This window comes from Paenibacillus hunanensis (assembly GCF_014645615.1).
Lineage (GTDB): Bacteria > Bacillota > Bacilli > Paenibacillales > Paenibacillaceae > Saccharibacillus > Saccharibacillus hunanensis.
In genome coordinates, this window is the sequence record NZ_BMMB01000023.1 from 1 (window position 1) to 22,639 (window position 22,639).

At 47.9% G+C, this 22,639-nt stretch carries 18 protein-coding genes; 3 read left to right on the top strand and 15 right to left on the bottom strand.

The window, feature by feature from the left end; all coding sequences use genetic code 11:
* Positions 1–207: 207 nt before the first annotated feature.
* The 8 genes from IEX62_RS23000 to hemE all read right to left on the bottom strand — a co-directional run bounded on the left by IEX62_RS23000 (position 208) and on the right by hemE (position 9,790).
* A complete protein-coding gene (locus IEX62_RS23000) occupies positions 208–2,181 on the bottom strand; it encodes an ABC-F family ATP-binding cassette domain-containing protein (RefSeq protein WP_188778722.1) in 1,974 nt (657 codons plus the stop codon).
* 116 nt (positions 2,182–2,297) lie between these two features.
* Complete coding sequence (locus IEX62_RS23005; RefSeq protein ID WP_188778725.1) at positions 2,298–2,891, bottom strand: TetR/AcrR family transcriptional regulator; 594 nt, start codon at positions 2,889–2,891, stop codon at positions 2,298–2,300.
* Between the two features lie 10 nt (positions 2,892–2,901).
* A complete protein-coding gene (locus IEX62_RS23010) occupies positions 2,902–3,750 on the bottom strand; it encodes a DUF92 domain-containing protein (protein WP_188778761.1) in 849 nt (282 codons plus the stop codon).
* The gene (locus tag IEX62_RS23015; RefSeq protein WP_188778727.1) at positions 3,747–4,370 is read right to left on the bottom strand and encodes a fumarylacetoacetate hydrolase family protein; all 624 of its coding nucleotides are present in this window, start codon (positions 4,368–4,370) and stop codon (positions 3,747–3,749) included. The genes IEX62_RS23010 and IEX62_RS23015 overlap by 4 nt, the downstream gene beginning before the upstream one ends.
* Entirely contained in the window at positions 4,367–5,848 is a 1,482-nt protein-coding gene (locus IEX62_RS23020) for a CapA family protein (protein ID WP_188778729.1), read from the bottom strand. The genes IEX62_RS23015 and IEX62_RS23020 overlap by 4 nt, the downstream gene beginning before the upstream one ends.
* A gap of 241 nt (positions 5,849–6,089) precedes the next feature.
* Entirely contained in the window at positions 6,090–7,514 is a 1,425-nt protein-coding gene (gene hemY / locus IEX62_RS23025; RefSeq protein WP_188778730.1) for a protoporphyrinogen oxidase, read from the bottom strand.
* On the bottom strand, positions 7,514–8,464 hold the full coding sequence (gene hemH, locus IEX62_RS23030) for a ferrochelatase (RefSeq protein ID WP_188778732.1): 951 nt from the start codon (positions 8,462–8,464) through the stop codon (positions 7,514–7,516). The genes hemY and hemH overlap by 1 nt, the downstream gene beginning before the upstream one ends.
* 267 nt (positions 8,465–8,731) lie before the next feature.
* Positions 8,732–9,790, bottom strand: a complete 1,059-nt coding sequence (gene hemE, locus IEX62_RS23035; protein WP_188778734.1) for a uroporphyrinogen decarboxylase — start codon at positions 9,788–9,790, stop codon at positions 8,732–8,734.
* A gap of 490 nt (positions 9,791–10,280) precedes the next feature.
* Here hemE and IEX62_RS23040 point away from each other — a divergent pair, with 490 nt between their 5' ends.
* Positions 10,281–11,501 carry an MFS transporter gene (locus IEX62_RS23040; RefSeq protein WP_188778763.1) on the top strand — a complete coding sequence of 407 codons (1,221 nt, stop codon included), beginning with the start codon at positions 10,281–10,283 and terminating at the stop codon, positions 11,499–11,501.
* 199 nt (positions 11,502–11,700) lie between these two features.
* Here IEX62_RS23040 and IEX62_RS23045 read toward each other — a convergent pair whose 3' ends face one another.
* A complete protein-coding gene (locus IEX62_RS23045) occupies positions 11,701–12,348 on the bottom strand; it encodes an O-methyltransferase (protein WP_188778736.1) in 648 nt (215 codons plus the stop codon).
* A 295-nt stretch (positions 12,349–12,643) separates the two neighbouring features.
* On the opposite strand from IEX62_RS23045, the gene IEX62_RS23050 reads away from it, so the two are divergent.
* Positions 12,644–13,807, top strand: a complete 1,164-nt coding sequence (locus IEX62_RS23050) for a THUMP domain-containing class I SAM-dependent RNA methyltransferase (RefSeq protein WP_188778738.1) — start codon at positions 12,644–12,646, stop codon at positions 13,805–13,807.
* 603 nt (positions 13,808–14,410) lie between these two features.
* Complete coding sequence (locus IEX62_RS23055) at positions 14,411–16,435, top strand: LTA synthase family protein (protein ID WP_229686047.1); 2,025 nt, start codon at positions 14,411–14,413, stop codon at positions 16,433–16,435.
* Between the two features lie 242 nt (positions 16,436–16,677).
* Here IEX62_RS23055 and IEX62_RS23060 read toward each other — a convergent pair whose 3' ends face one another.
* The 6 genes from IEX62_RS23060 to IEX62_RS23085 all read right to left on the bottom strand — a co-directional run bounded on the left by IEX62_RS23060 (position 16,678) and on the right by IEX62_RS23085 (position 22,497).
* Positions 16,678–16,911: a YuzB family protein gene (locus tag IEX62_RS23060; RefSeq protein ID WP_188778740.1), complete on the bottom strand. Its 234-nt coding sequence runs from the start codon at positions 16,909–16,911 to the stop codon at positions 16,678–16,680.
* Positions 16,912–16,937: 26 nt separating this feature from the next.
* Complete coding sequence (locus IEX62_RS23065) at positions 16,938–17,246, bottom strand: HesB/IscA family protein (RefSeq protein WP_188778742.1); 309 nt, start codon at positions 17,244–17,246, stop codon at positions 16,938–16,940.
* Between the two features lie 102 nt (positions 17,247–17,348).
* Entirely contained in the window at positions 17,349–17,609 is a 261-nt protein-coding gene (locus tag IEX62_RS23070; RefSeq protein WP_188778745.1) for a hypothetical protein, read from the bottom strand.
* Positions 17,610–17,984: 375 nt separating this feature from the next.
* Positions 17,985–20,123, bottom strand: coding sequence for an LPXTG cell wall anchor domain-containing protein (locus IEX62_RS23075; RefSeq protein WP_188778747.1), 2,139 nt, complete (start codon positions 20,121–20,123; stop codon positions 17,985–17,987).
* A 21-nt stretch (positions 20,124–20,144) separates the two neighbouring features.
* Positions 20,145–21,698 carry a hypothetical protein gene (locus IEX62_RS23080; protein WP_188778749.1) on the bottom strand — a complete coding sequence of 518 codons (1,554 nt, stop codon included), beginning with the start codon at positions 21,696–21,698 and terminating at the stop codon, positions 20,145–20,147.
* Positions 21,699–22,056: 358 nt separating this feature from the next.
* Positions 22,057–22,497: a YtxH domain-containing protein gene (locus IEX62_RS23085; protein WP_188778751.1), complete on the bottom strand. Its 441-nt coding sequence runs from the start codon at positions 22,495–22,497 to the stop codon at positions 22,057–22,059.
* Positions 22,498–22,639: the final 142 nt, after the last annotated feature.

Below are 22,639 nucleotides of genomic sequence, written 5' to 3' on the forward strand. Positions count from 1 at the left end.
AGAAACGGTTGTAGCTTGAAGTGGCTTTTTAATCGTGTCTACTTGACGGGGGTAAGACCATCCGTAAGGGAATGCGAGCTGTCTTTTGTTTTATATGCTATAGTGCTGAATTCATTCTATCAATTAATAAACTGTAGGACTTGAAGTGTAAAGTCAGGTTGCACGATATTTCCACCTTACATATTATGATGGAATCTGCTGTAAGACTCAGCCCTGCTCCGCAATCTTCTCTGCCAGCTCATTCAAGTACGTCCAGCGTTCCATTAAATGCTCTAGCTCCTGCTCCGCATTGGCTTGCTCTGTCATTAGCTCCTGCAAGCGAACTGAATCGCTAAATGCAGCTTCCATCTCGGTTGTGATACGCTCTAGCTTTTGCTCGGTAGCTTCGATCATGCTATCGATCTGCTCGTACTCGCGTTGTTCCTTATAGCTGAATTTGAGCTTATCGCGTGACGAGCTACGTTTGCTTGCATCGCTGGCTGGTTCAGTCGCAGAGGAACTCGCACTGCTAGCTGCTGCATTGCCTGTCGTATTTTTGGGGGAGGCGGCTACTTTGTCAGCCGACATATTGGACTTCATCGACTGTCCACCTGTACGCTCCTCATACTCACTATAATTTCCTGCATGAATGCTAACGACACCGCCACCTTCAAGCGCAAATATCTTCTCGCAGGTGCGATCCAGGAAATAGCGATCGTGAGATACGACCAGCACAACGCCCGGGAAATCTTCTAAATAATCCTCCAGTACTGTCAAGGTGGTAATATCGAGATCATTGGTCGGCTCGTCCAGTAGCAGTACATTCGGTGCACCCATCAGTACACGCAGCAGGTACAATCTGCGCTTTTCGCCACCGGATAGCTTGGCAATTGGTGTCCACTGAGCAGCAGGTAGGAACAGGAAGCGTTCGAGCATTTGCGCGGCAGTAATACTACTTCCATCCGATGTTTTAACGACCTCAGCAGCTTCCTTGATATATTCGATCACTCGCATCGTCTCGTCCATCTCTTGATGCTCCTGCGTGAAATAACCGAATTTTACCGTTTGTCCGGTAATGATACGACCCGATGTTGGTTCAATCCGTCCAGAGATCAGGTTGAGCAGCGTCGATTTACCACGTCCATTAGGACCAACGATCCCGATGCGATCACCCGGTACCGCATGATACGTCAGCTCGTGAATGAGTTCACGTCCGCCGAGTGTTAAAGAGACATCCTCCAGCTCGATGATCTGTTTACCTAAACGAGAAGATACCGTTGATACTTCTAGCTGGTCGCCGCGCCGTCCTGGCGCATCATTTTGTAGCTGCTCAAAGCGGTCGATTCTCGCCTTTTGCTTGGTTGTACGGGCTTTGGCACCACGTCGTATCCACGCTAGCTCACGACGCAGCAGATTTTGACGCTTATCCTCAGCTGCCGCCTCACGTTCCTCACGGTCTGCTTTCAGCTCCAAATAGCGCGTATAATTCGCTTCATAGCGGAACAATCGTCCTCCATCCAGCTCCAGCATCACGGTGGCAACACGATCCAGGAAATACCGATCATGCGTAATCATGAGCAGCGCGCCACGACGTTTTTGCAAATATTGCTCCAGCCATGTGACCGAATCATGGTCGATATGGTTCGTCGGCTCGTCCAGAATAAGTAGCTCTGCCGGCTGAATCAGTGCAGTTGCGAGTGCCACACGCTTACGCTGACCACCAGACAGCGTGCCCATCGGCGCATCATAGCGTGTAATACCGAGCTTGGATAGTACGTTCTTCGCTTCACTTTCCAGCGACCATGCGTCCAATCGATCCATCTCCTGACTGATACGCACAAGCTCCTGCTGAACAGCGGGATCATCCGGTTGCTGCTCCAATCGATCCATAACGCTCATATACGAGCTAACCGCTTGTAGCTCTTCTCCGCCACCGTCGAACACCTGACGCAATACGGTTGCATCTGGATCATAGGGAGGGTTTTGTGCGAGATAACGTACACGCACGCTGTTGCCGATCACGACCTGACCGCTATCCGGCTCCTCCAGTCCAGCGATAATTTTAAGAAACGTGGATTTCCCTGTTCCGTTTACACCGATAATACCGATCTTGTCGCGATCTTCCATGCCAAACGAGGCATCTTGAAACAGTATTTTATCGCCATAGCTTTTGGCGAGTGATTCCACAGTCATTATATTCATTGCAATTCACCTTCTCAGGCTCCAGGCCTGTCATTGATCTTAATTACAGGAATTGATCTTTATTTTAATTCAACGATTCCAAGTGATACGATGCTACACTACACAGCATCCCCACTTTATGATGAATCACCAGGGCGATTGATCTGCTTTTCACAGCCCATCAAGAACAGATCGGTTACAAAGCGCGTACGCTCCTGTAGCTGCTGCTCATTGAAGTCTGGATTAAACATCAGATCCATTTTGACCCGATCCAGCATCCCGATATACGATTCTGCTGACCATTGTGGATGGGCAACCTTGCCCTCCTTCAATACATCCAGCACAATCTCCATATAACGGAACATGAATTGGCGCATATATTGCATCAATGCCGGATCATTATTGGGCGCACGAAATACAAGCTTTGTATATTTGCGGCGTTCAAAATGATAGCGTGTATGATGAACAGCGATCACGTACAGCTTATCTGCCATATTTGTACATGGACGAAGTGCTTCATGTAGATTATCCAGAAACTGCTCACAGTCACGACGTGTGACCGCGAGACACAGCTCTTCCTTGCTTTTAAAATATAAATAAACCGTACCTTTGGCAATACCCGCTCGGTTGGCAATGTCGGAAATTTTCGTTTCATAAAATCCATCCACGCCAAACAGCTCATAAGCAGCGTCCAGTATCAGGTCTAATTTGTCTCCTGTCGTGCCGCTCATACGCCACCTCCTATATGACTAAAAACAGTAGCGCTACCGCTCCACCTATAATAGAGCTTACCGCGTTCACCATATCATTATTCATCCAGCGCCATCCTCTTGCATATACGGTTGGCTGTTCGTGGTGCATGTCCGTTTCGACGATCTTACCGCACACGGTACAACGATGCATAAGTTGTACCGTTGCTCCTAGATACGAGTCAGCAAAACAGCCTGCAAGACCGCCGACCAGACCCGCAAGCACCATGATCCATGCCCCGTATACTATACTGGTGAAACTGGATAAGTCAGTATATGGATTACCCGAAGAAGACAGAAGCGAAAACAACCACGCCGCTCCGCCAATGATTATACCACCCGCAGCGGCAGCAAGTGTTCCGCGCAACGAGACACCACCGGATGCGCCTGGCTCCAGCACACGACCATTTAATACCGAGCGTGGCGGCTTACGGCTCAAGCTGCCCAACTCGGTTGCCCATGTATCCGCTGTAACGGTTGCCATAATCCCGATAAAGGCAAGCACCCATGCTTCATGCGGAACGATAGCATTGCCCAGGCAGAGCAGCATACCCAGACCGCCATTAGCAAATACCTGTCCAGCATCCCGACGCGAGCCCTTCGCATAATCCTGCTCCATACGCCGCTTGCGCTCACGCTTCATCCGCGACAACACACTGCCACTAATGAAAAATAAAATAAGCAATCCAAACCAGAGCAGGCTTCCAGCGGCATAATAGATCGTTCCCATCATTGCCGCTGCAATCGCCCCGGAGCCGGACAGCCACTGCTTACGATATCCGAGTCCAGCAATCAGACCGGCACAGGCGAAGCCAATCAGCCAATCGAGCCAGACGCTCATTGGGCAATCTGGCACGTACCGACCGATTCTCCCGCATAGATCAGCTCAAATGTATCGCCTGCTGCAACAGGGCCTACACCTTCCGGTGTACCGGTGAAAATAATATCACCAGCGGACAGACCATAATTTTCACCGATATGCGTCAGAATCGTTTCCAGCGAGAAGATCATATTCGTTGTCCGTCCAAGCTGAACCTGTTCACCATTTTTCAGCAGTGCAAATTCATTATTCAGCCAGCCCTCTGTACCTGGAAATGGAACGAAGGAGGTCACAGGAGCTGAATTTTTGAAGCCTTTGGCTGCTGTCCATGGATGCCCCTTTTGCTTGAGCACGCTTTGTACATCGCGCAGTGTAAAGTCGATCCCGAGCGCCAATCCATCCACCAGCTGCTCCGCAGACAGACCAGGCTCATAATCGCGCCCAATCCGAACGACCAGCTCTGCTTCATAGTGAATTTCACCTTTATCCGCAGGCAGTACCAGAGCACCATTGTTAAATGATACAGCCGCATGAGAAGGCTTCAGAAAGATCATCGGTGAGCTTGGCACTTCATTGCCCAGCTCCTCCGCGTGTAAACGATAATTACGACCAACACAGTATACATTTTGAATAGCACTCATTGAGCATTCTCCTTATCGATGGGAAATGGAATAGCATTACCTTTTACATCAAAACGTACACCTTTGGAAAGTGACTGTAGACGCTGTAGCAACGCCCCGGCAGGCTGCTGCTCCATCGGTACAGGCTGTCCAAGATTAGCTGTGTAGGGAATCACCTTCATGCTGCAATCGCCCTTAACCGAGCATACAGCCTGAAACACACCCGTATCCCATGTCTTCTCTACCAGTGAGTGGGTGAAAATAAAATTGCCTGTACTATAAGCAATCCATTTGCCTTTATATTGTTCTACGCCTTGCAGCACATGTGGATGGCCGCCCACGACAAGATCGGCTCCTGCATCGACAAAACGATGCGCTAGATCCGTCTGGTGATCTACCGTCGTATCGGAGCGCTCCACACCCCAGTGTGCTACAACAACGACGAGATCAGCATTCTTTTTCGCCTTGCGAATCGCTGCTTCTGCCGCTGTTGCATCATAGGCTGTTGCTACACCTGGCTGGTTAGCTCCGGCATTCCAGCTTGCCTGCGGAATGACACGGCTAAAGCCAAGCAAGGCGATACGTATCCCTTTTCGTTCAAATATCACGGGCTCATAGGCGCGTGCAGCATCAGCTCCAGCCCCAACATATTGAACACCGCTGGCATCCAGCTGGCGAATCGTATCGGTCAGGCCGACAATGCCCTGATCCAAAATATGATTGTTTGCCAGATTCACCGCATCGATCCCGGCAGCAGCCATATGGGGCAATGCTTCTGGCGAGGATTTGAACGCATAGGTTTTATCTGCTGCTGTCGTATTCGAGCCTGTAACCGGCGTTTCCAAATTCACAACTGTTAGATCATCGCTTGTAAATAGCTTTTTCACATACTGGTATGGATAATCATACCCCTTCTTCGTTAACAGCTCACCAACCTTACCGGAAAACATTACATCGCCGCCAAAATTAAGCGTGACCGTCTTGCCCTGTGGCTCGGTGTCGGTCTGTGGTGCGAGTGGTGTGGCAGCTGGCTGCTTATCCTTATCCGTTGCTGTATTGCTGGACGTGGACTCGCTAGCCGCCGACTTATCGGGCGCTGGTGAATGGGTTGCTTCTGAATCCGAAGGCGCGTCTGAACCTGGCGTTGCTTCGGGATCAGCCTGCTCATTATGACTAGCTTCATCCTCATTTACAGTAGCTTCCTGTTCAGCTCCAAGATCCTGCTCTGCGTCACTCGGAGAGGTAAGTTCGTCTGACGAAGAATTATTTCCTTCGGGCTGCACTGTCTCCTGTAGAGTAGACGGAGAGTTCGCAGAACCTGTAGCCGCTGATAGGATAGAAGAAGATGAATCTTTCTGTGTCCAATACATGACTCCGACCAGTATAATCGCCGCAACGAGTATACCGTTCAAGAGCATCCACCGTCTAAAGCGCCGTTTGCGACGCAGCATCGCTTCCTGCTTCTTCTGACGGGATTGTTCTGATCTTGTTGTATACATGCTTTGCTCCTTTAACTGATACGTCTTATCTATTATAGCAGGTTCCGCTTACAGGCGAAAAGCTTGCTATGTATCGTATTTCTACTAGCCTGATCATTTTCTGTATCGCTGCCCCTACAAGCATACTTAGCTGCGGTGACATCTGAGATACAAAAAGGCGCTTCATCCACTACATGCGGACGAAACGCCTTTATATTTTATCATTTTAGACGCGAATATCATGTATTCCAATGAAAAGAGTTCACTTGGTCGGAACTGCTACACGTTTGCTTTCCAGCTCGGCAGCATTTCGAGAAGCAAGCACACAGTCAGGCAATCCTACACCATCGTATCCATTGCCAAGTATGAGTAGACCCGGACGCGCCTGCTCCAGCTCGTCTCTGAGCTTACGAATAGACTGCATATGACCTACAGGATACTGTGGCATGGAGTGACGCAAGCGAGTAATTTCCGTAAATAACGGCTGGGCTTCAATGCCCATCAGCTCGCGCATATCGTGCAGAACGCGTGCGGTAATCTCCTCATCGGTCTGCTCTACAACCTCTTCCTGTCCAGCTCGACCTACATAGAAACGCATCAACACCCGATCATCCGGGCTAGTATGCAGCCATTTGGTCGATGTCCATGTACACGCGGTAATTGTGCGTCCTTCCTTGCGTGGCACGAGGAAACCAGAACCATCATACTCCGTTTCGATATCTTTGCGGTGGAAGGCCATAACCACATTCGCCACAGAAACATAGTTGATCTGCTCCAATGCTGTCGTGTCCGCATGCCCTTTCAGTAGCGGTGCCGCGGCAAATGCAGGCACCGTTACAACAACATGATCTGCCTCCAGCACCGAACCATCGCTTAATACAACCGTGTACGTACCGTCATTGTATGTGATGGAGTCTGCACCTGTCTGTAAACGGAAATCTACATCAGGCGTCAATGCTTCTTGTAGCTTATCGGTTAGACTTTGCAAGCCGCGCTTAAAGGTGAAAAATGCACTCTTCTTCGTGCCTGTATGCGTTTCGACCGGCTTACGTCCGGTATTCATACCTTTGATCAGACTGCCGTACTCACGCTCGACCACACCGAACTGTGGAAACGTTGCCTGCAAGCTAAGCTTGCGTGTGTCACCAGCATAAATACCTGCCAGCAGCGGCTCCGTTACATTTTCCAGCACTTCCTTGCCCAGACGACGCTCGATAAAATCACCCAGTGATTCATCCTCTCCATCCAGCTTCGCAGGTAACAGGAAATCCTCCAGCGCGCGAATTTTACCATCCATAGAAATGAGATCACTTTCCATAAATGGACGCAGCTCAGTCGGAATCCCCAGTACGAGTCCAGATGGCATCGGATGGAGCTTGCCGTCATGTAAAATATACGTTTTCTTCGCGTTGGGATTCGTAGTCATAATCTCATCGCCCAGTCCGACCTCTTCAGCCAGCTCTGTCATCGCGGTCTTGCGTGCCAGATAGGAATCCGGGCCCTTCTCGATCACAAAGCCGTCACGATGCAGCGTGCTTACTCTACCGCCAAGTGAACTGGACTGCTCGACTACGGTGATCTGCGGATCAAGACCTTGAGCTTGAAAATGCTTGCGCATATAAAAAGCCGAACTCAGACCCGTAATCCCCCCACCAATAATCACGATATTTCGTTTAGATAATTGCATTACACATGCACCTCTTTTGATTTGCGGATGACCTCGTCAGCCAGTACCTCCATGTAGAGTGGATCTGTATTCAAGGAATCGATACGCATCAGACGCATATCCAGCTCCTGAGCAAGCTCCTGTGCTTCAATATCCAGATCATACAGCACTTCAAGATGATCGGAGACGAAGCCGATAGGTGCGACCAGCACATATTTGACCTGCTCGTCACGCAGCTCCTGCATCGTATCGAGTACATCCGGTCCGAGCCACGGCTCAGCTGTACGTCCCGCACTTTGCCATGTGAACTGCCATGATGGCACATTCGCACGCTTCGCAATCGCTTCGGACGTTTCCAGCAGCTGATCGCGGTAAGGATCGCCCATGCTCAGAATACGCTCTGGCAAGCTGTGTGCGCTGAACAGAACGCGTACCTGCTCACGAGTCGCACCTGTTTCTTCAAACATTTCCAACTTGCTATTCACGCGATTTGCCAGCGTCTCGATCAGCTGTGGATGCAGATGATAGCTTTCAATGTAGGAAATGTTCAAGCCGTGCTTCTCTGACGTTTCACGTGCACGCTTCAAATAGCTACCTACGCTCATAATCGAGTAATGTGGCGCCAGCACGATACCAACCGCTTCGGTAATACCGTCCTTCACCATATCTTCAATACCATCCTCGATAAATGGATACGCATGCTTCAACCCTTGATAACATACAAATTCAACATCGCTTCCAGCTGTATGCTCGTTCAGCTTTTGCTGTAGACCAGCCACCTGATTGTCTGTATTTTCACGAAGTGGGAACACGCCACCTACAATCGCCTCATAGCGATCCTTGAGCTCCTTGAGCTGCTCCGGACTTGGCGGATTGCCACGACGGATATGCGTATAATAAGCCTCTACATCGTCCAAGCTGGCAGGAGTACCATAGGACATAACCAGAACACCGATTTTTTTGTTAGCCATTAAGGATCACCTCAATAATAAAGTAATAGTGCATAACCGCTTGCTTCAACCATGACAATTATCACATTGACGATTAAAATTTCATCTAAATTTTGGAGTACATGATAGATTACTCTCGATCGACAGGTCAGGCTGAAGGGGTGAATATCTGTCCACTTCGTCTAATAACGATAGAACGACTGTTGTTATCCATCTGCTTTCTATTATGCATAAGCAAGGCATGAATTGCCAATTTGCTGGATAAAGCAGTTCATGGATCGAATTCGATCATTTCGAAGTCGTGCGATTTTTCAATACAGAGGCCGAATATTCATGCACATAATCGGTCAGCTCCTTGAGCTTGTCGATCGATGCTTCCGGGAACAGCCCATGACCCAGGTTGAAAATATAACCCGGCTCCTGCAAGCCTTCATCGATAATACGACGCGCCTGTTCGTGAATGACCGAGGAGGGTGCAGTTAACACGTACGGGTCTAGATTACCCTGTACAGCGTAGTTGCCACCAAGACGACGACGTGCTTCTGGAATCGATACACGCCAGTCCAGCCCAATCACATCGACTGGCAGACCGTTCAGCTCGGGCAATAGCTCACCTGAGCTTACGCCTGGGAAATAGATTTTAGGAACATTCAGGTCCTGGAGCTGATCGAAAATATATTGAATTGTTGGCAACACATAAGTACGGAAATCTGTAGCAGACAATGCGCCTACCCAGCTATCAAATAGCTGGAAGGCTTTCCCGCCATTTTCAATATGCTTGCGCAAATAGGTTGCGACCATATCGCCCAGCTTGCGCATGAGTGAATGCCATAGCTGGGGCTCGCTGTACATCATCGTTTTGGTGCGAATATAGCTTTTGGATGGTCGTCCTTCGATCAGATAACTGGCAATCGTGAACGGTGCGCCAGCGAAAGTGATCAAAGGAACATCCAGTTCCCGATCCAGAATACGGATCGTCTCCAGCACATGACCGAGATCCTCCTCCACCTGAATCGGACGTAGACGCTCGATATCGGCCGCGCTACGAATTGGGTTATCGATTACAGGCCCGATATTTTTTACGATATCAAAATCGATGCCAATCGAAGCGACCGGGTTCATAATATCGGAATATAGAATGGCCGCATCCACACCGAGCTTACGCACCGGCATCATCGTCACTTCCGCAGCCAGCTCAGGCTGTCGGCAAATTTCCAGTAATGTATAGTTTTCTTTGATTTTCTGATAATCCGGATCATAGCGCCCTGCCTGACGCATATACCATACAGGTAAATGGTCAGTACTCTGCTTATAGCAGGCTCGTATGAAGGAATCATTATAGCTCATAAAGGCAATCCTCCGCATCGGTAATGTTTCAATACGCCATCTGGCGCTGCTTACATGCTGGACATCATGATCATCCATACAATGATGCACATGACAAAATATGCTGTCCTCCCATTGATGTCCAATTTCGTTCGGTTTGACTCACAATTCCATTATCCTCTTTTTCGGAGGGTGTAACAACTCCCCTACGATGAACATCCCATGACAATCCTATGAACGCATGGATGTAGACACCAAAATAGATCGATCATGATAGATCAAGCTGAATAAGCGGGTAAACAAACAACAATCAGGCTTTCAAATAGACTTTCAAAAGCTGTAGTTTGGACGTGATTTACGTTATAATCAAAGAAACTAGTTTCATCTAGTGAAAATAAGTTTTATTTTATTGATTTTTTTGTTCAAAATTGATCTATTTCAGCTCTAATCATGCTATAATATTGAAATGAATGTAAGGAAGTGAAAGAAAATGAAAATAACTAAAATGAATATGGAGCCCTGGCGAATCAACCTGATGGTGCTATGGGTTGGGCAGTTTCTAGTCAATGCTGGAATGACGATGATCGTTCCTTTTATCGCTTTATATTTGGCTCAGGATCTCGGTGTAAAGGGTGAGCATCGGATCGCGCTCTGGTCAGGCTTTATTTTTGCGGCTAACTTTGTGACCTCATTTATATTCCAGCCACTCTGGGGAAAGCTGTCTGATCAATATGGGCGAAAAGTGATGCTGTTACGCTCCGGGTTCGGGATGGCGATTGTATTTACAGCGATGGGCTTTGCTACGCAGGCATGGCATCTACTCGCTTTGCGGCTGTTAAATGGTACAATCTCTGGCTTCAATCCAGCAGCGACCTCGCTTATTTCCAGCAGTACGCCCAAGGAGAAAATGGGCTTTGCAATGGGGATCAGCCAATCCGGTACGGTTGCGGGTACGATTCTCGGGCCATTGATCGGTGGTATTCTGGCAGATACCATCGGCTTTCGCTATATTTTCTACATTACAGGCTCATGTATTTTCCTCGCGACATTGCTGGCACTGTTCCTCGTACGTGAGAAATTCGATCGCTCATTAGCAGCCAAAATGCCCAAAGTCTCTGTACTATCAGGCTTGCGTGAGCTGAGTCTGACACCACAGCTCCCTGCATTGTTTACGGTAACGCTGCTACTGCAATTTGCGATGATCAGTCCAATGACTTTGATGCCACTGTATGTGCAGAAGCTGCATGGAGCAACCGAAAATCTAGCGTTCTGGGCAGGTCTGGTAAGCGCGGTGACAGGCTTATCGAATATGCTGACCGCCCCTTTCCTCGGTAAAATCAGTGACAAATATGGAGCGCACAGGGTATTGACGTTCTCGTTAATTGGCGCCGCGTTAACGCTCATTCCACAGGCATTTGTACAAAATGTAGGCCAGCTACTGGTGATCCGTTTTCTAATGGGATTATGTATGGGCGGTCTGTTGCCAAGCGTTAACTCGCTCATTCGTTCGTACACACCGGACGGAATGGAAAGTCGTGCATTTGGCTTTAACAGTAGTACGAATGCGCTGGGCAATATGACTGGTTCGGTCATGGGCGGTGTACTGGCAGGCTTTATCGGAATTGAAGGATTGTTCATTATGTCCGGTATGCTGCTTATGCTGAATATGGTCTGGGTACGCTCCAAGCTATATGGGAAGTCGTCGACCAAGCAGCAAAGCAAATCGGCGTAATCGTAAGAAGCACCAGCTACAAAAAAACCGCTTGATTGCGCAGGATATGCAATCAAGCGGTTTTTTCGTCGCTATACTATTATTTGTCAGCCACCATTATTTCTCAGCGTTAATGATCCGAGTGGCATGTATGAACGAGCAGATTGATTTGGCATGATGCTATGCTGATGAATGTGCATAGGTAGGGTATAAAAACAGATTATCCCTTCACTCGTGCAATCGCCAATCCATCATAAGCAGGCAATAATGTCCCGGTCAGACGCGGATCGGATGCCATACGGCGGTTAAACTCACGCACCGTCTGGATCGCTGGGCCATTTCGCTCCAGATTCAGCGTACGTCCGCGCAGCAGCAGGTTATCCCCGACAATAATCGCACCCGGTGTAGCTAACTCCAGCGCATAATCGAGGTAATTCACATAATTTAATTTATCCGCGTCGATAAAAAAGAAGTCAAAGCGCTGACCTTCTTGTTGTAGCTCTGCCAGACTGTGGATCGCTTCACCGATTCGATACTCCACCTGATCTCCATAGCCAGCAAGTCTCATATGCTCCTGCGCTACCTCGGCATAATCGGGACGTAGCTCCAGCGAGACAATGCGTCCTCCTGCATTCATACCGCGTGCCATGCAGACACCGCTGTAACCACCGAGTGCGCCGATTTCCAATACCGAGCGCGCGCCGGACATTTGTACAAGTAATGTCAGCAGACGTCCATATCCAGGCTCTACCGATACTTCTGGCATTTTATTTTCGCGAATGGTTGCTTTAATTTGTAGTAGTAATTCGTCCTCCTCAATCAGTTCGTTCATATATTGCTCCGCATTCGAGCCATGCTGTTCTGTCATTTTAGTTCAAATTCTCCTTTAACCTCTATTGTTCTATGCAGAAATTCTGCTCGTTTTGTGTTCGATGTCGATTCCATTCAAAATACGCACTTTTTTTGTCGGAAACGTTTGTAAGAATAGACGCATTCACCTATACTAGATTGTATGGTTTTCAGACGTAACCGGCAAGCAAAACACATGATCATACGATCCAGACGCTATGGACGGACCAATGGCAACAATTGCCGTGCTTGGATTGCAAACGGGAAATCAGCACCACCCGCTATTTTACAATAAACAGGAGTGAATCTCTATTATGAAACCTTATGAGTTAATTGCCACTTGCCCGATGGGTATTGAGGCTGTTGTCGCGCGCGAGCTAAAGCTGCTCGGCTACGACGATGCACGCACGGAAAATGGTCGTGTACGCTTTAGTGGCGATCTGATCGATATTTGCCGCTGTAACTACTGGCTGCGCACTGCTGATCGCATCGTGATCAAGATGGCAGAATTCAAAGCAACGACCTTTGATGAGCTATTCGAAGGCGTTAAAGCTGTGTCATGGGCGGACTTTATTCCAGCCGATGGCGAATTTCCTGTATCCGGTCGTTCACAAAAATCCCAGCTTAGCAGCGTACCTGCCAGCCAGGGTATCGTCAAAAAAGCAATCGTTGAAAAGCTCAAGCAAACGTACAACACCGAATGGTTCCCGGAGGATGGCGCACTGTATGCGGTGGATGTCTCTCTCATGGATGACGTCGCGCTGATCACGATGGACACAACAGGCCCTTCCCTGCACAAGCGCGGTTACCGCAAAAATGCGACCGAAGCGCCACTCAAGGAAACACTGGCTGCTGCCCTCATCCTGCTAAGTCGCTGGGGTCCGCATCGTCCGCTGTATGATCCGTTCTGCGGTTCAGGCACATTGCTGATCGAAGCCGCAATGATCGGCTGGAATATCGCGCCAGGCTTGCGCCGTACCTTCCCTTCCGAGGGCTGGAGTATCATTTCCGATGAGCTGTGGGAAGCTGCACGTGATGAAGCCTTTGATGCGGTAAAGGATGATATTCCACTGGATCTGGTTGGTAGCGATATTGATCCATCTGCGATTGAGATTGCTAGAGCCTGTGCGAAAAGCGCGGGACTTGGTGAGGAGATCGAGTTCAAGGTTATGCCAGTATCTCGTATTCAACCTAAAGGCAAATTCGGTTGTATCATTACGAACCCTCCGTATGGCGAGCGTCTGAGCGAAACGAAAGAGGTCGAAGCCATGATCCGCGATCTGGGCAAAGCATCGATCTATCTGCCAGATTGGTCGGTATTCGCTATTACACCGACACGCCATTTTGAACAATTTTTCGGACGTAAAGCAGACAAGCGCCGCAAGCTATACAATGGACGCATCGAATGTCAGTTCCTGCAATACCTCGGCCCATTGCCACCTCGTGCAAAGGCAGAAACGACGGAGTCGCAAGCCTAAGCGCTATACATGATGTTCATTTATACGCCTGGCAGCGAATTGCAGCTAAGAATAGAGCAAAACATATAGGACGAAAATAGACCCGATTCCTTACCTCGATCCTATACACCGTCTATATACAAGCACCCGATCATAGATACGTATCTTCACTAGTTTATATCGGGGAACATCCTATCATTAGACAAAACTACACCTACCACCGGATAGCATATTGCCAGCAGGCATGAGCCGTCCGGCGGTTCCGTGTCGTTTTTTATTGTTAACTGATCGTAAAATTAAACCGTCCATTATGTTGCAATAACGTCAGAATGGTTTATGTTATTACAGTGTTAAATGATGCCAATATGTAAAACACTTATTCAATCCCCCGTATAAATAAGCTCCATCAGCTACTACGTTATTACTTGAATAAGTACAGTGAACATGTTAAACTGCACGCTAATCCGTATGTTTTCGCTATGTAATCATGTAAATGTAATGTAATTCGCTGGTTTAGAAGGATATGCGCATATCCAAGCTTGCCTATCCGTATTCAATCAAACGCCGTAACACACCATCATCGGCTGTGGGAACGGCGTCTTTAGCAAGGAGGCTTCTTTTATTTTGGAATCTTTTAATTCCGGTTCACAGCGACAAAGCTGGATGCAACGATTGCTGTGGCCATTTGCTCCCATTCGACTCATGTATCTAGCTTTTGTGATCATTATTCTGGAAAAGCTGATCTATTTGCAGAGCAATATTCATTTGCCTAATATCGATATGAATGATCTGGATAAGGTCACAGCGGTAGGTTCAATCGTACTGGCTTCATTCTGGGTCATATGGTTACCTAAGCGCGGACGCATTATTGCGTTAATTGTGCTGGATCTGCTACTGAGTTTTCTTATTTTCGCGGATCTCGTCTATTTCCGCTATTTTCAAGATTTCATTACCATTCCGGTATTAATGCAGGCAGGTCAGGTAGAATCGCTGGGCGGTAGTATTCGTGAGCTGCTTTCAGCAAATGATCTCTGGCTATTCGCTGATCTACTGGTACTCGCCGTTGTCGGCATCGTTCTGCTTGTGCTGCGTATCCGTCGCGGACGTTCTCACTCTACCCTTACACGCTCCGCTTCCACCTATCGTAGTGGTATGATGAGCAGCCGCAAGCGTCTAACACTGGGCTTTACGAAAGGTGCGATGCTATTCGTACTCGGCTGTGTGATGACGTTCGGCCCGATCAAGTACGCGACCTCGACATGGGCAACAGGCTTGTTCGTAGGGAACTGGTGGAATATGTCGCTCTACAATGTCACAGGGTTGCTCGGCTTTCATGGCTATGACATCTATCGGTATGCCGACGATCATTTTGGTAATGGTAATCAGTTGTCGGCTGCGCAGACGGATGAGATCAAGCAATGGTTTGATGCCAAGCAAAAAGGTCGCGCCAAGGCAGGCGATGATAAGCTATTCGGTGCATACAAGGATAGCAATGTAATCGTCGTGCAGGGTGAAGCGTTTATGAACTTTGTCATCGGCAAAAGCTTCAACGGACAGGAGATTACGCCTAACATCAACCGTTTGATGAAGGAAAGCATGTATTTTAGCCAGTATTACCATCAGACTGGACAGGGACGCACCTCCGATGCAGATATCGGCTCAAACGCTTCGCTGCATCCGTTGCCTACGGGATCGGTGTTCACACGCTATGCGGATCATCAATACGATACATTGCCTAACATTTTAAGCAAGCAGGGCTATGACTCCTATGTGTTCCACGCGTATGAACCAAGCTTCTGGAACCGTTCGGTCATGTATCAAAATATGGGCTATAAAAAGTTTTTCAGCAAAAACGACTTTACAATCGACGAGCCACTCGGCTGGTCACTTGGCGATAAATCATTCTTCCGTCAATCCATTGAGAAAATGAGCACGCTCCAGCAGCCATTTTATTCGTTTATGATCACACTCTCCAGTCATCACCCGTATACCTTACCACCTGAGGTACAGGAGCTGGATATGGGCGATCTGTCCGGTACCACCTTTGGTGACTACATTCAGGCACTGCATTATGTAGATGCTGCACTGGGTGAAATGGAATCGGAGCTAAAAGAAAAAGGACTCTGGGATAAAACGATTCTTGTGTTCTATGGCGACCATGACAACTCACTCAAGGATAAAGCACCGATGGAGGAATTCCTCGGCAAGTCGCTGAGTGATCTGGATATGGAACAGCTGATGAATCAAGTTCCTATGCTGATTCACCTGCCCGATGGCGCTCATGCAGGCACCTATGATATTCCAGCAGGACAATTGGATATGACACCATCCTTGCTGCATTTGCTCGGTGTGAATGCCAGTCCGTATTATTTGATGGGTAATGATATGTTTAATCAAAAAGAGAAAAAGCTCGTCGTGCTGCGTACAGGTGCATTTAGTGATGGCGATATCTTTTACATTCCATCCGCAGATGGCGTGTTCGAGCATGGTACAGCTTACGATCTGAAAACCAGACAAACGACCGATATCGAACGTGCACGTGCTGGCTTCGAAGAAGCACAGAAGCGACTGAATATCTCGGATGAGCTAATTACCGGCGATCTGATTCGTGAGTTCCATAATGAACAGGCACAGGCATCAACGAAGTAAGCTTATCCGTTGGAGTAATGCAGGCGCTGATGCACAGTATATGTGCTAATCTTTCACTATAATGTACAGCTACAACAATAAAAGCCTCCTACCCGCGGTTAGAATAACCGACTGGCAGGAGGCTTTATTTTATGTGTGGATCGTGATGCATCTGTCATTGCATAGCTCAGTATACTGTACAGAAGCTGGGACAAACTGTCTTATCGCGGCTTCAATGAGCAAGCTATAGGATGCTATACGAATCACGCTTTTGGTTTTTTCACGAACTTAGCGACCTTCTCCAGCACTTCCTCTTCGGTTGGAGCGCTGACATAACGGCCATTAATAAATACAAATGCACGCTTGCCGCATGGACCGCAATAGGACTTGCAGCCAATCTTGATCTCAGCATCTGGTGCCATTTTTTCCAGCTTGGGAATGATTGTTTTGAGACGGATGTGATTGCACTCATCACATACGCGAATATCGTTAGCCATGACTATTACTGTTCCCTCCGGTCATCTTAGTGATGATGGTGACCGAAATCGCCTTTAGTTGGGTTCGTAATGACAAAGCCCTCTTCACCTACATACAGGTAATCGATTTTCACGCCATCCAGCCATGATTCATTCGGATCGACCGCTACATCAATTTCCTTGTCAGTGGAGACAACTTCTTCATGACTTTGTGGCTCAGCCAGGTCCATACCGTAGTGCACGTGGTCACCGTGAGAATGAGTCACAAATACACGCAGTTTCAAACCGGCATTTTCCGGTTTGTCCATCTCTTTCTTTATTTGCTTCGCTGCATTGCGCGTAATTTTGACTTTCATGAGATCAGCTCCTTCGTTCAGTTCGAATCGCCTGCTGTATGGCAGGACGCAATAGTTCTATTGTATAACTCGTCCCGCCAATACGCAAGGCTAAACCGATACTCAGCGGCGCGGATCGTATTCGATAACAGACAGCTTACTCTCCGCTCGGGATACAAACCAGTTCATCATGAGCAAGGTGACCCCGATATCGTCAATCGGCATAAATGGCATCACATCAGGCATGACCCAGTAAGCGAGCACCGGAATAACAAAGAGCATTTTTTCTTTTAATGGCAGCTGTCTGGAGGTCAGCAAGCCAGGCAATTTTTTAAATACATGCAGCCATTGCTTTGCTGAAAATAAACGAGCCCATTTGGACATGTTGCATCTCTCCTTCATGATTATAGCGCCACAGCTGCGATCAGGGCGCCTTCTATCGGTATACATACGCACGCACAGGGTGCGTACTGTATATAATACGTTTGAGCTACAGAAAGTTTCAGGAAATTAGCTAATTCCCGCAAAAAAAAGAGCCTCTCTGGCAAGCAAAGGCGGCTCTGTGGGTAAGCTGGAAGCTCCGATTCAGGAGCTTCGCGCTCTTATGCAAAATCCCGTATTTCTCTATCGATGCATACCAGCTAGATGAGCGGTATACTTCTACTTCTATTAAAACTCGGAACAGTACACTGTTGCTTTGCTTGTGTGTTACTTGTGCTTTGCTTGCCTGTATTGATTCCTACACGATATTGCTCAATTTTAGTTCAGGCCTGTCATTTTACGACGGCTACGCAGCGCCAATCCAAGTAAAATGAGTGCGCTACCCAGTGCGTATACAGTGAATGGTGTCGTTTCTCCAGTTTGCGGTAAGTGATCAAGACCCATCATACCGCTACCATTCATTGTATTCTGATCTGCTGCCTGTTGTTCGTTTGCTTCATTTGCAACTACGGTACCTGTACTTGCAGCTGTAACGATAGCTGCTGGTTCACCAGATCCTGGCAGCAATTCTGCGGATGCAGTCGTATCGCTAACACCTGTTGCATTCCCTGGATTAGATGGCTGTGTTGCATTATCCGTCGTGCTGACAGGTCCGCCTGTGGATGCCGCAGAGATGACATTATCCGTTCCTGCTGCTCCGCCAGTCGAAGAAGTACCTACAGAACCGGTTGTACCGTTTGTGTTTGTACTACCATTGTCGGTAGGAGAAGAACCGTTACCACCAGAACCACCTGTATTGTTACCACCGGTCGAGGTATTACCAGAAGAGTTGTCACCACCCGTATTGCCGGTATTGGTGCCACCTCCATTATTATTTTCGCCGTTATTGCCGGTATTGCCGGTATTACCAGTGTTGCCGGTATTGCCGGTATTACCAGTGTTGCCTGTATTCCCATTACCACCAGTATTTCCATTATCATCAGGATCGGTACCGCCTGGATTACCTCCATTGTTACCACCATTATTTCCACCGCCAGTGCCAGGCTGTGTTGGGTCTGTACCACCATTAGAGCCATCGTCACCGCCACCAGGTGCAGGTACGAAGCTTTCATTGCCTAGCACGACCAGATCCAAAGCTGGTAAAATGCCATCTGTCAGCCCGATTGAGATTACGGAAGACTGCTCGCCAGTGCCTTGATTATTTTGAGCGTTGTTATTCTCAAGGATAGCAAGATCGAGATTGCTTCCCAGTACATTGTCCAAACCCAGCGATACTCCAGCTTGTTGCTGACTATTGCCAGCTGGTGTAGTTTGCTGATGATTGTCCAGTACGCCTACATGCACATCATCGACTACAGGAACACTGCTTGCACTTACTTCCACTACCGCTTGGCTATCTGTGCTTGCTGTACTACCGGATTGTTCATGGTTGTCCAGTACACCTACATGCACATCGTCACCAATTGCTGTATCGGTAGCTCCTATTTCCACCACCGCTTGGTTGTCTGTGCTTGTTGCGCCACCGGACTGTTCATGATTGTCCAGTACACCTACATGCACATCGTCACCAATCACGGTGTCGGTAGCTCCTACTTCCGCTACCGCTTGGCTATCTGTGCTTGCTGCGCTACCAGACTGTTCATGGTTGTCCAGTACACCTACATGCACATCGTCACCAATTGCTGTATCGGTAGCTCCTACTTCCACTACCGCTTGACTACCTGTGCTTGTTGCGCCACCGGACTGTTCATGATTGTCCAGTACACCTACATGCACGTCATCGCCAATCACAGTATCGGTAGCTCCTACTTCCACTACCGATTGGCTATCTGTGCTTGTTGCGCTACCAGACTGATCATGATTGTCCAGTACGCCTACATGCACATCGTCACCTACAACTGTATCGGTAGCTCCTACTTCCACTGCCGATTGGCTATCTGTGCTTGTTGCGCTACCAGACTGTTGATGATTGTCCAGTACACCTACATGCACATCGTCACCTACGACTGTATCCGTAGCTCCCACTTCCACTACTGCCGAGTGAGAACCGTCAGTGTTTTGATCCGATTGCTCGTGGTTATCCAGCACGCTGACATTTACATCATCGCCAACAATGGTATCCGTGCCGCTGATGTTTACAGCTGCGTTATGGCTGTCTTCACCTGTCGACGTATTCGCATCGGATGAAGGCAATACTTCCGCTTGTAGCTCATCAGCCAGAATCGTATCGGTAGCTTTCACATTCAGCAAGGAATCTGCTGTCGGATCAGCTTCATTGCCTGTAGTATTGTTGCTTTCCAATACACCTACATGCACACTTGTATCGCTCTCCTGGTTACCAATATCGAGCTTGAGCAAAGCATTGCTATCTGCTGCGGCTTGTGCCGTTCCATGTGACCATGCCATCGTTGCTGCCAGACAACCTGTTGCTACCATCATTTTCACTGACCATTTCATTGTTAATCGCTCCCTTATATTTTAATTAGACAAATGTCGATTAAAATAGGGAGCCGATTGCGGCGGTTGGGCAGGTGGTGCATTCATCCATTGACTACTTCCACGCTGAGACTTTGTACTGTAGATCCAGACGGGTTGTTTAAATAATGAAGCTACCATCGCTTCCAATACCATAGCTGTCGGAGCTGTGCTACCACTATTACCACCGGATGAGCTCAACTGACCTCCAGCCGAATTAGAGCCTGCATTAAGCACACCAATCAGATCACCATTCCAGCCCTGCGCTAATGGTAGACCGGACGGAGCAAACGGCGCCGGATCACCTGCACCTCTATCCGAAGTCCCGTTAGATACTGATTGAAGCGTCTGCTGAGCTGAGCTAGCTGGCAGGAACGAATTCGACTCATCTGAATCGTTCGTATTCGTTATCGTTCCTGGTTCTGTACTAGCATTCGGATCTGTAGTCGCGGAATCAACATCGCTAACCTCTGTTGCAGGCTGATCGATAGTGGATACTGCTTGAACCGAGATATCCGCTTGCTCGGAAAGTGGCATAGGCTCAGGCTGAATCGGCTGCTGAGGTTGAGGCTGCTCCGTGCTAGCTATCGGAGAATGTGCAGTCACATCCTTAGCGATCGGATGCTTGATCGGTAAGGCCGCTTCAACACCAGCTGGTCGCTCCGCTACAGGTGACTTGACTGCTGCCCCTGTATCGTTATTGTGTTCTGCTGGATGCTGTCCACCACCGGGAATCTTCCCGGAAACAGGCGTCTCTCCACCAGTACCAGGATTGGTAGAGATCGGTGGCACTGTAATGATAGGTGGTATCGTTCCCACGGGTGGAACGGTAACGGGAGTGGAGACCACAGGTAACGGATTGACTGTATCTTTTACAATCACGGGTACAGTTTCAACCACTGTTCCTGTGGTGTCTACGACTTCAGTTACAGCTTCACTCGTTGTCTCGGTTACTGCCTTTACGGTTTGATCAACCGTTTTCACCGTTTCGGCTACTGCTTCTGTCGTTGTAGATACGGTACCGGATACAGCAGAATTCGCTGTATTTACAGTATCATTGACCGTATTGGTAACGCCTGAGGATACTGCTCCAGTAATATCTGCTGGCTTGCCAGACACGACCTTCTCTGCTTCAGTCGTCACATTTTGAGTCAGATCACTCACATTACTCACAATCCCTGCTGTGTTGCCAACCGCTTCTGTCACGACCTTCGTCGTATTGTCAACAGTGCCTGTTGTCTGTGAAACAACATCAGAGGTTGCTTTTTGAGCCGTATCTGCTACGGACTTGACGGTATCTGACAGTGTGCTCGTTAGCGAAGCTGTCGTACGTTGTACCAATCCAGATTCCGACGTCGACGCTGAGCTATTGCTTGCATTCGTTGCACTACCACCTGAAGATTCATTACTAGTAGAAGCTTCGCTGCTACTGGATGTGCTTTTGATCGAAACTCCCTTTTGTAAAGAAATTTCAACATCGGCTGCATGTGTAGCAGGATGGTATAACCATACACATAGAAATAACAAAACAAATGACACAGGTAATCGATAGTTCATTGGAATATTCACCTCCTTTCACGTATGAAGTACAGGCATTAAACGTAAATAGAAAGGGGTCGTACCATCTGTATAATTACATACTCATTAATAATATTATGGAAAATTAGGTTATTAATATCATACCCTAAAAAAAGTAATTATATTACTAAAATTGGCAGAATTATTACTTATAAAGTTATTCATTTTGCGAATTATTCTTTATGAAAAATTCATTATGTAGAAGACTTATCATAAGTGAAAAATATAAAAAAATAGAAGCTTGATCATATGGAGACTTCGCCATACAATCAAGCTTCTATCCTGTCTATCCGATGTACCGAGCACGAGCATAAAGCTCCATGCTTGATACGTAAAATTAAACGCTATAATTACTCGTCTTATCGCTACCTGCTGGTGGTGTGGTCGGTTTTGCAGCTGAGCTTGCAACAGCTGGATTGGATGACGTTTCTTTTGCTGTAGCGCTCTGCTTATCCTGTTCTTTTTCCGCATCCTGCTGCTCTTTGAATTCGGCCAGCTCCTGCTTCACATCTTCGGCTGCGGCCTCCACCTGCTCCTTCCACTCGCGTGCCACGCCGATCGATTCTTTGACCACGGCTACAACCTCGCGTCCTTTTTCGGTTACCTCATGACCCTTTTCGTTCCATTCCGGGCCTTTCTCTCGAAGCATCTCAGCGCCATACATCAGATCAGCACGAATATCGCGGCCGCTTTTTGGTGTGAATAGGGCTGCCGCTCCTGCACCGATCAGTGCACCTGCGATTAAGCCGTATACGAATTGTGTTTTTTGTTGATCCATTATGATCTCTCCATTCTCTGAATGTAAGTATTTGTTTACTATTACCCAGAATAACAGCTTTGCTATAGGTTTTACTAATCTTTGCTTGCAAACAGGCTAAGACAGAGCAAAGGACTTGTTTTATGCGCCCATTGTAGGCGAA

What these genes read in the sequence shown, in the direction of transcription:
- IEX62_RS23000 (WP_188778722.1), bottom strand. Translation starts at nt 2,181, where the DNA reads ATGAATATAATGACTGTGGAATCACTCGCCAAAAGCTATGGCGATAAA.
- IEX62_RS23005 (WP_188778725.1), bottom strand. Translation starts at nt 2,891, where the DNA reads ATGAGCGGCACGACAGGAGACAAATTAGACCTGATACTGGACGCTGCT.
- IEX62_RS23010 (WP_188778761.1), bottom strand. Translation starts at nt 3,750, where the DNA reads ATGAGCGTCTGGCTCGATTGGCTGATTGGCTTCGCCTGTGCCGGTCTG.
- IEX62_RS23015 (WP_188778727.1), bottom strand. Translation starts at nt 4,370, where the DNA reads ATGAGTGCTATTCAAAATGTATACTGTGTTGGTCGTAATTATCGTTTA.
- IEX62_RS23020 (WP_188778729.1), bottom strand. Translation starts at nt 5,848, where the DNA reads ATGTATACAACAAGATCAGAACAATCCCGTCAGAAGAAGCAGGAAGCG.
- hemY (WP_188778730.1), bottom strand. Translation starts at nt 7,514, where the DNA reads ATGCAATTATCTAAACGAAATATCGTGATTATTGGTGGGGGGATTACG.
- hemH (WP_188778732.1), bottom strand. Translation starts at nt 8,464, where the DNA reads ATGGCTAACAAAAAAATCGGTGTTCTGGTTATGTCCTATGGTACTCCT.
- hemE (WP_188778734.1), bottom strand. Translation starts at nt 9,790, where the DNA reads ATGAGCTATAATGATTCCTTCATACGAGCCTGCTATAAGCAGAGTACT.
- IEX62_RS23040 (WP_188778763.1), top strand. Translation starts at nt 10,281, where the DNA reads ATGGAGCCCTGGCGAATCAACCTGATGGTGCTATGGGTTGGGCAGTTT.
- IEX62_RS23045 (WP_188778736.1), bottom strand. Translation starts at nt 12,348, where the DNA reads ATGACAGAACAGCATGGCTCGAATGCGGAGCAATATATGAACGAACTG.
- IEX62_RS23050 (WP_188778738.1), top strand. Translation starts at nt 12,644, where the DNA reads ATGAAACCTTATGAGTTAATTGCCACTTGCCCGATGGGTATTGAGGCT.
- IEX62_RS23060 (WP_188778740.1), bottom strand. Translation starts at nt 16,911, where the DNA reads ATGGCTAACGATATTCGCGTATGTGATGAGTGCAATCACATCCGTCTC.
- IEX62_RS23065 (WP_188778742.1), bottom strand. Translation starts at nt 17,246, where the DNA reads ATGAAAGTCAAAATTACGCGCAATGCAGCGAAGCAAATAAAGAAAGAG.
- IEX62_RS23070 (WP_188778745.1), bottom strand. Translation starts at nt 17,609, where the DNA reads ATGTCCAAATGGGCTCGTTTATTTTCAGCAAAGCAATGGCTGCATGTA.
- IEX62_RS23075 (WP_188778747.1), bottom strand. Translation starts at nt 20,123, where the DNA reads ATGAAATGGTCAGTGAAAATGATGGTAGCAACAGGTTGTCTGGCAGCA.
- IEX62_RS23080 (WP_188778749.1), bottom strand. Translation starts at nt 21,698, where the DNA reads ATGAACTATCGATTACCTGTGTCATTTGTTTTGTTATTTCTATGTGTA.
- IEX62_RS23085 (WP_188778751.1), bottom strand. Translation starts at nt 22,497, where the DNA reads ATGGATCAACAAAAAACACAATTCGTATACGGCTTAATCGCAGGTGCA.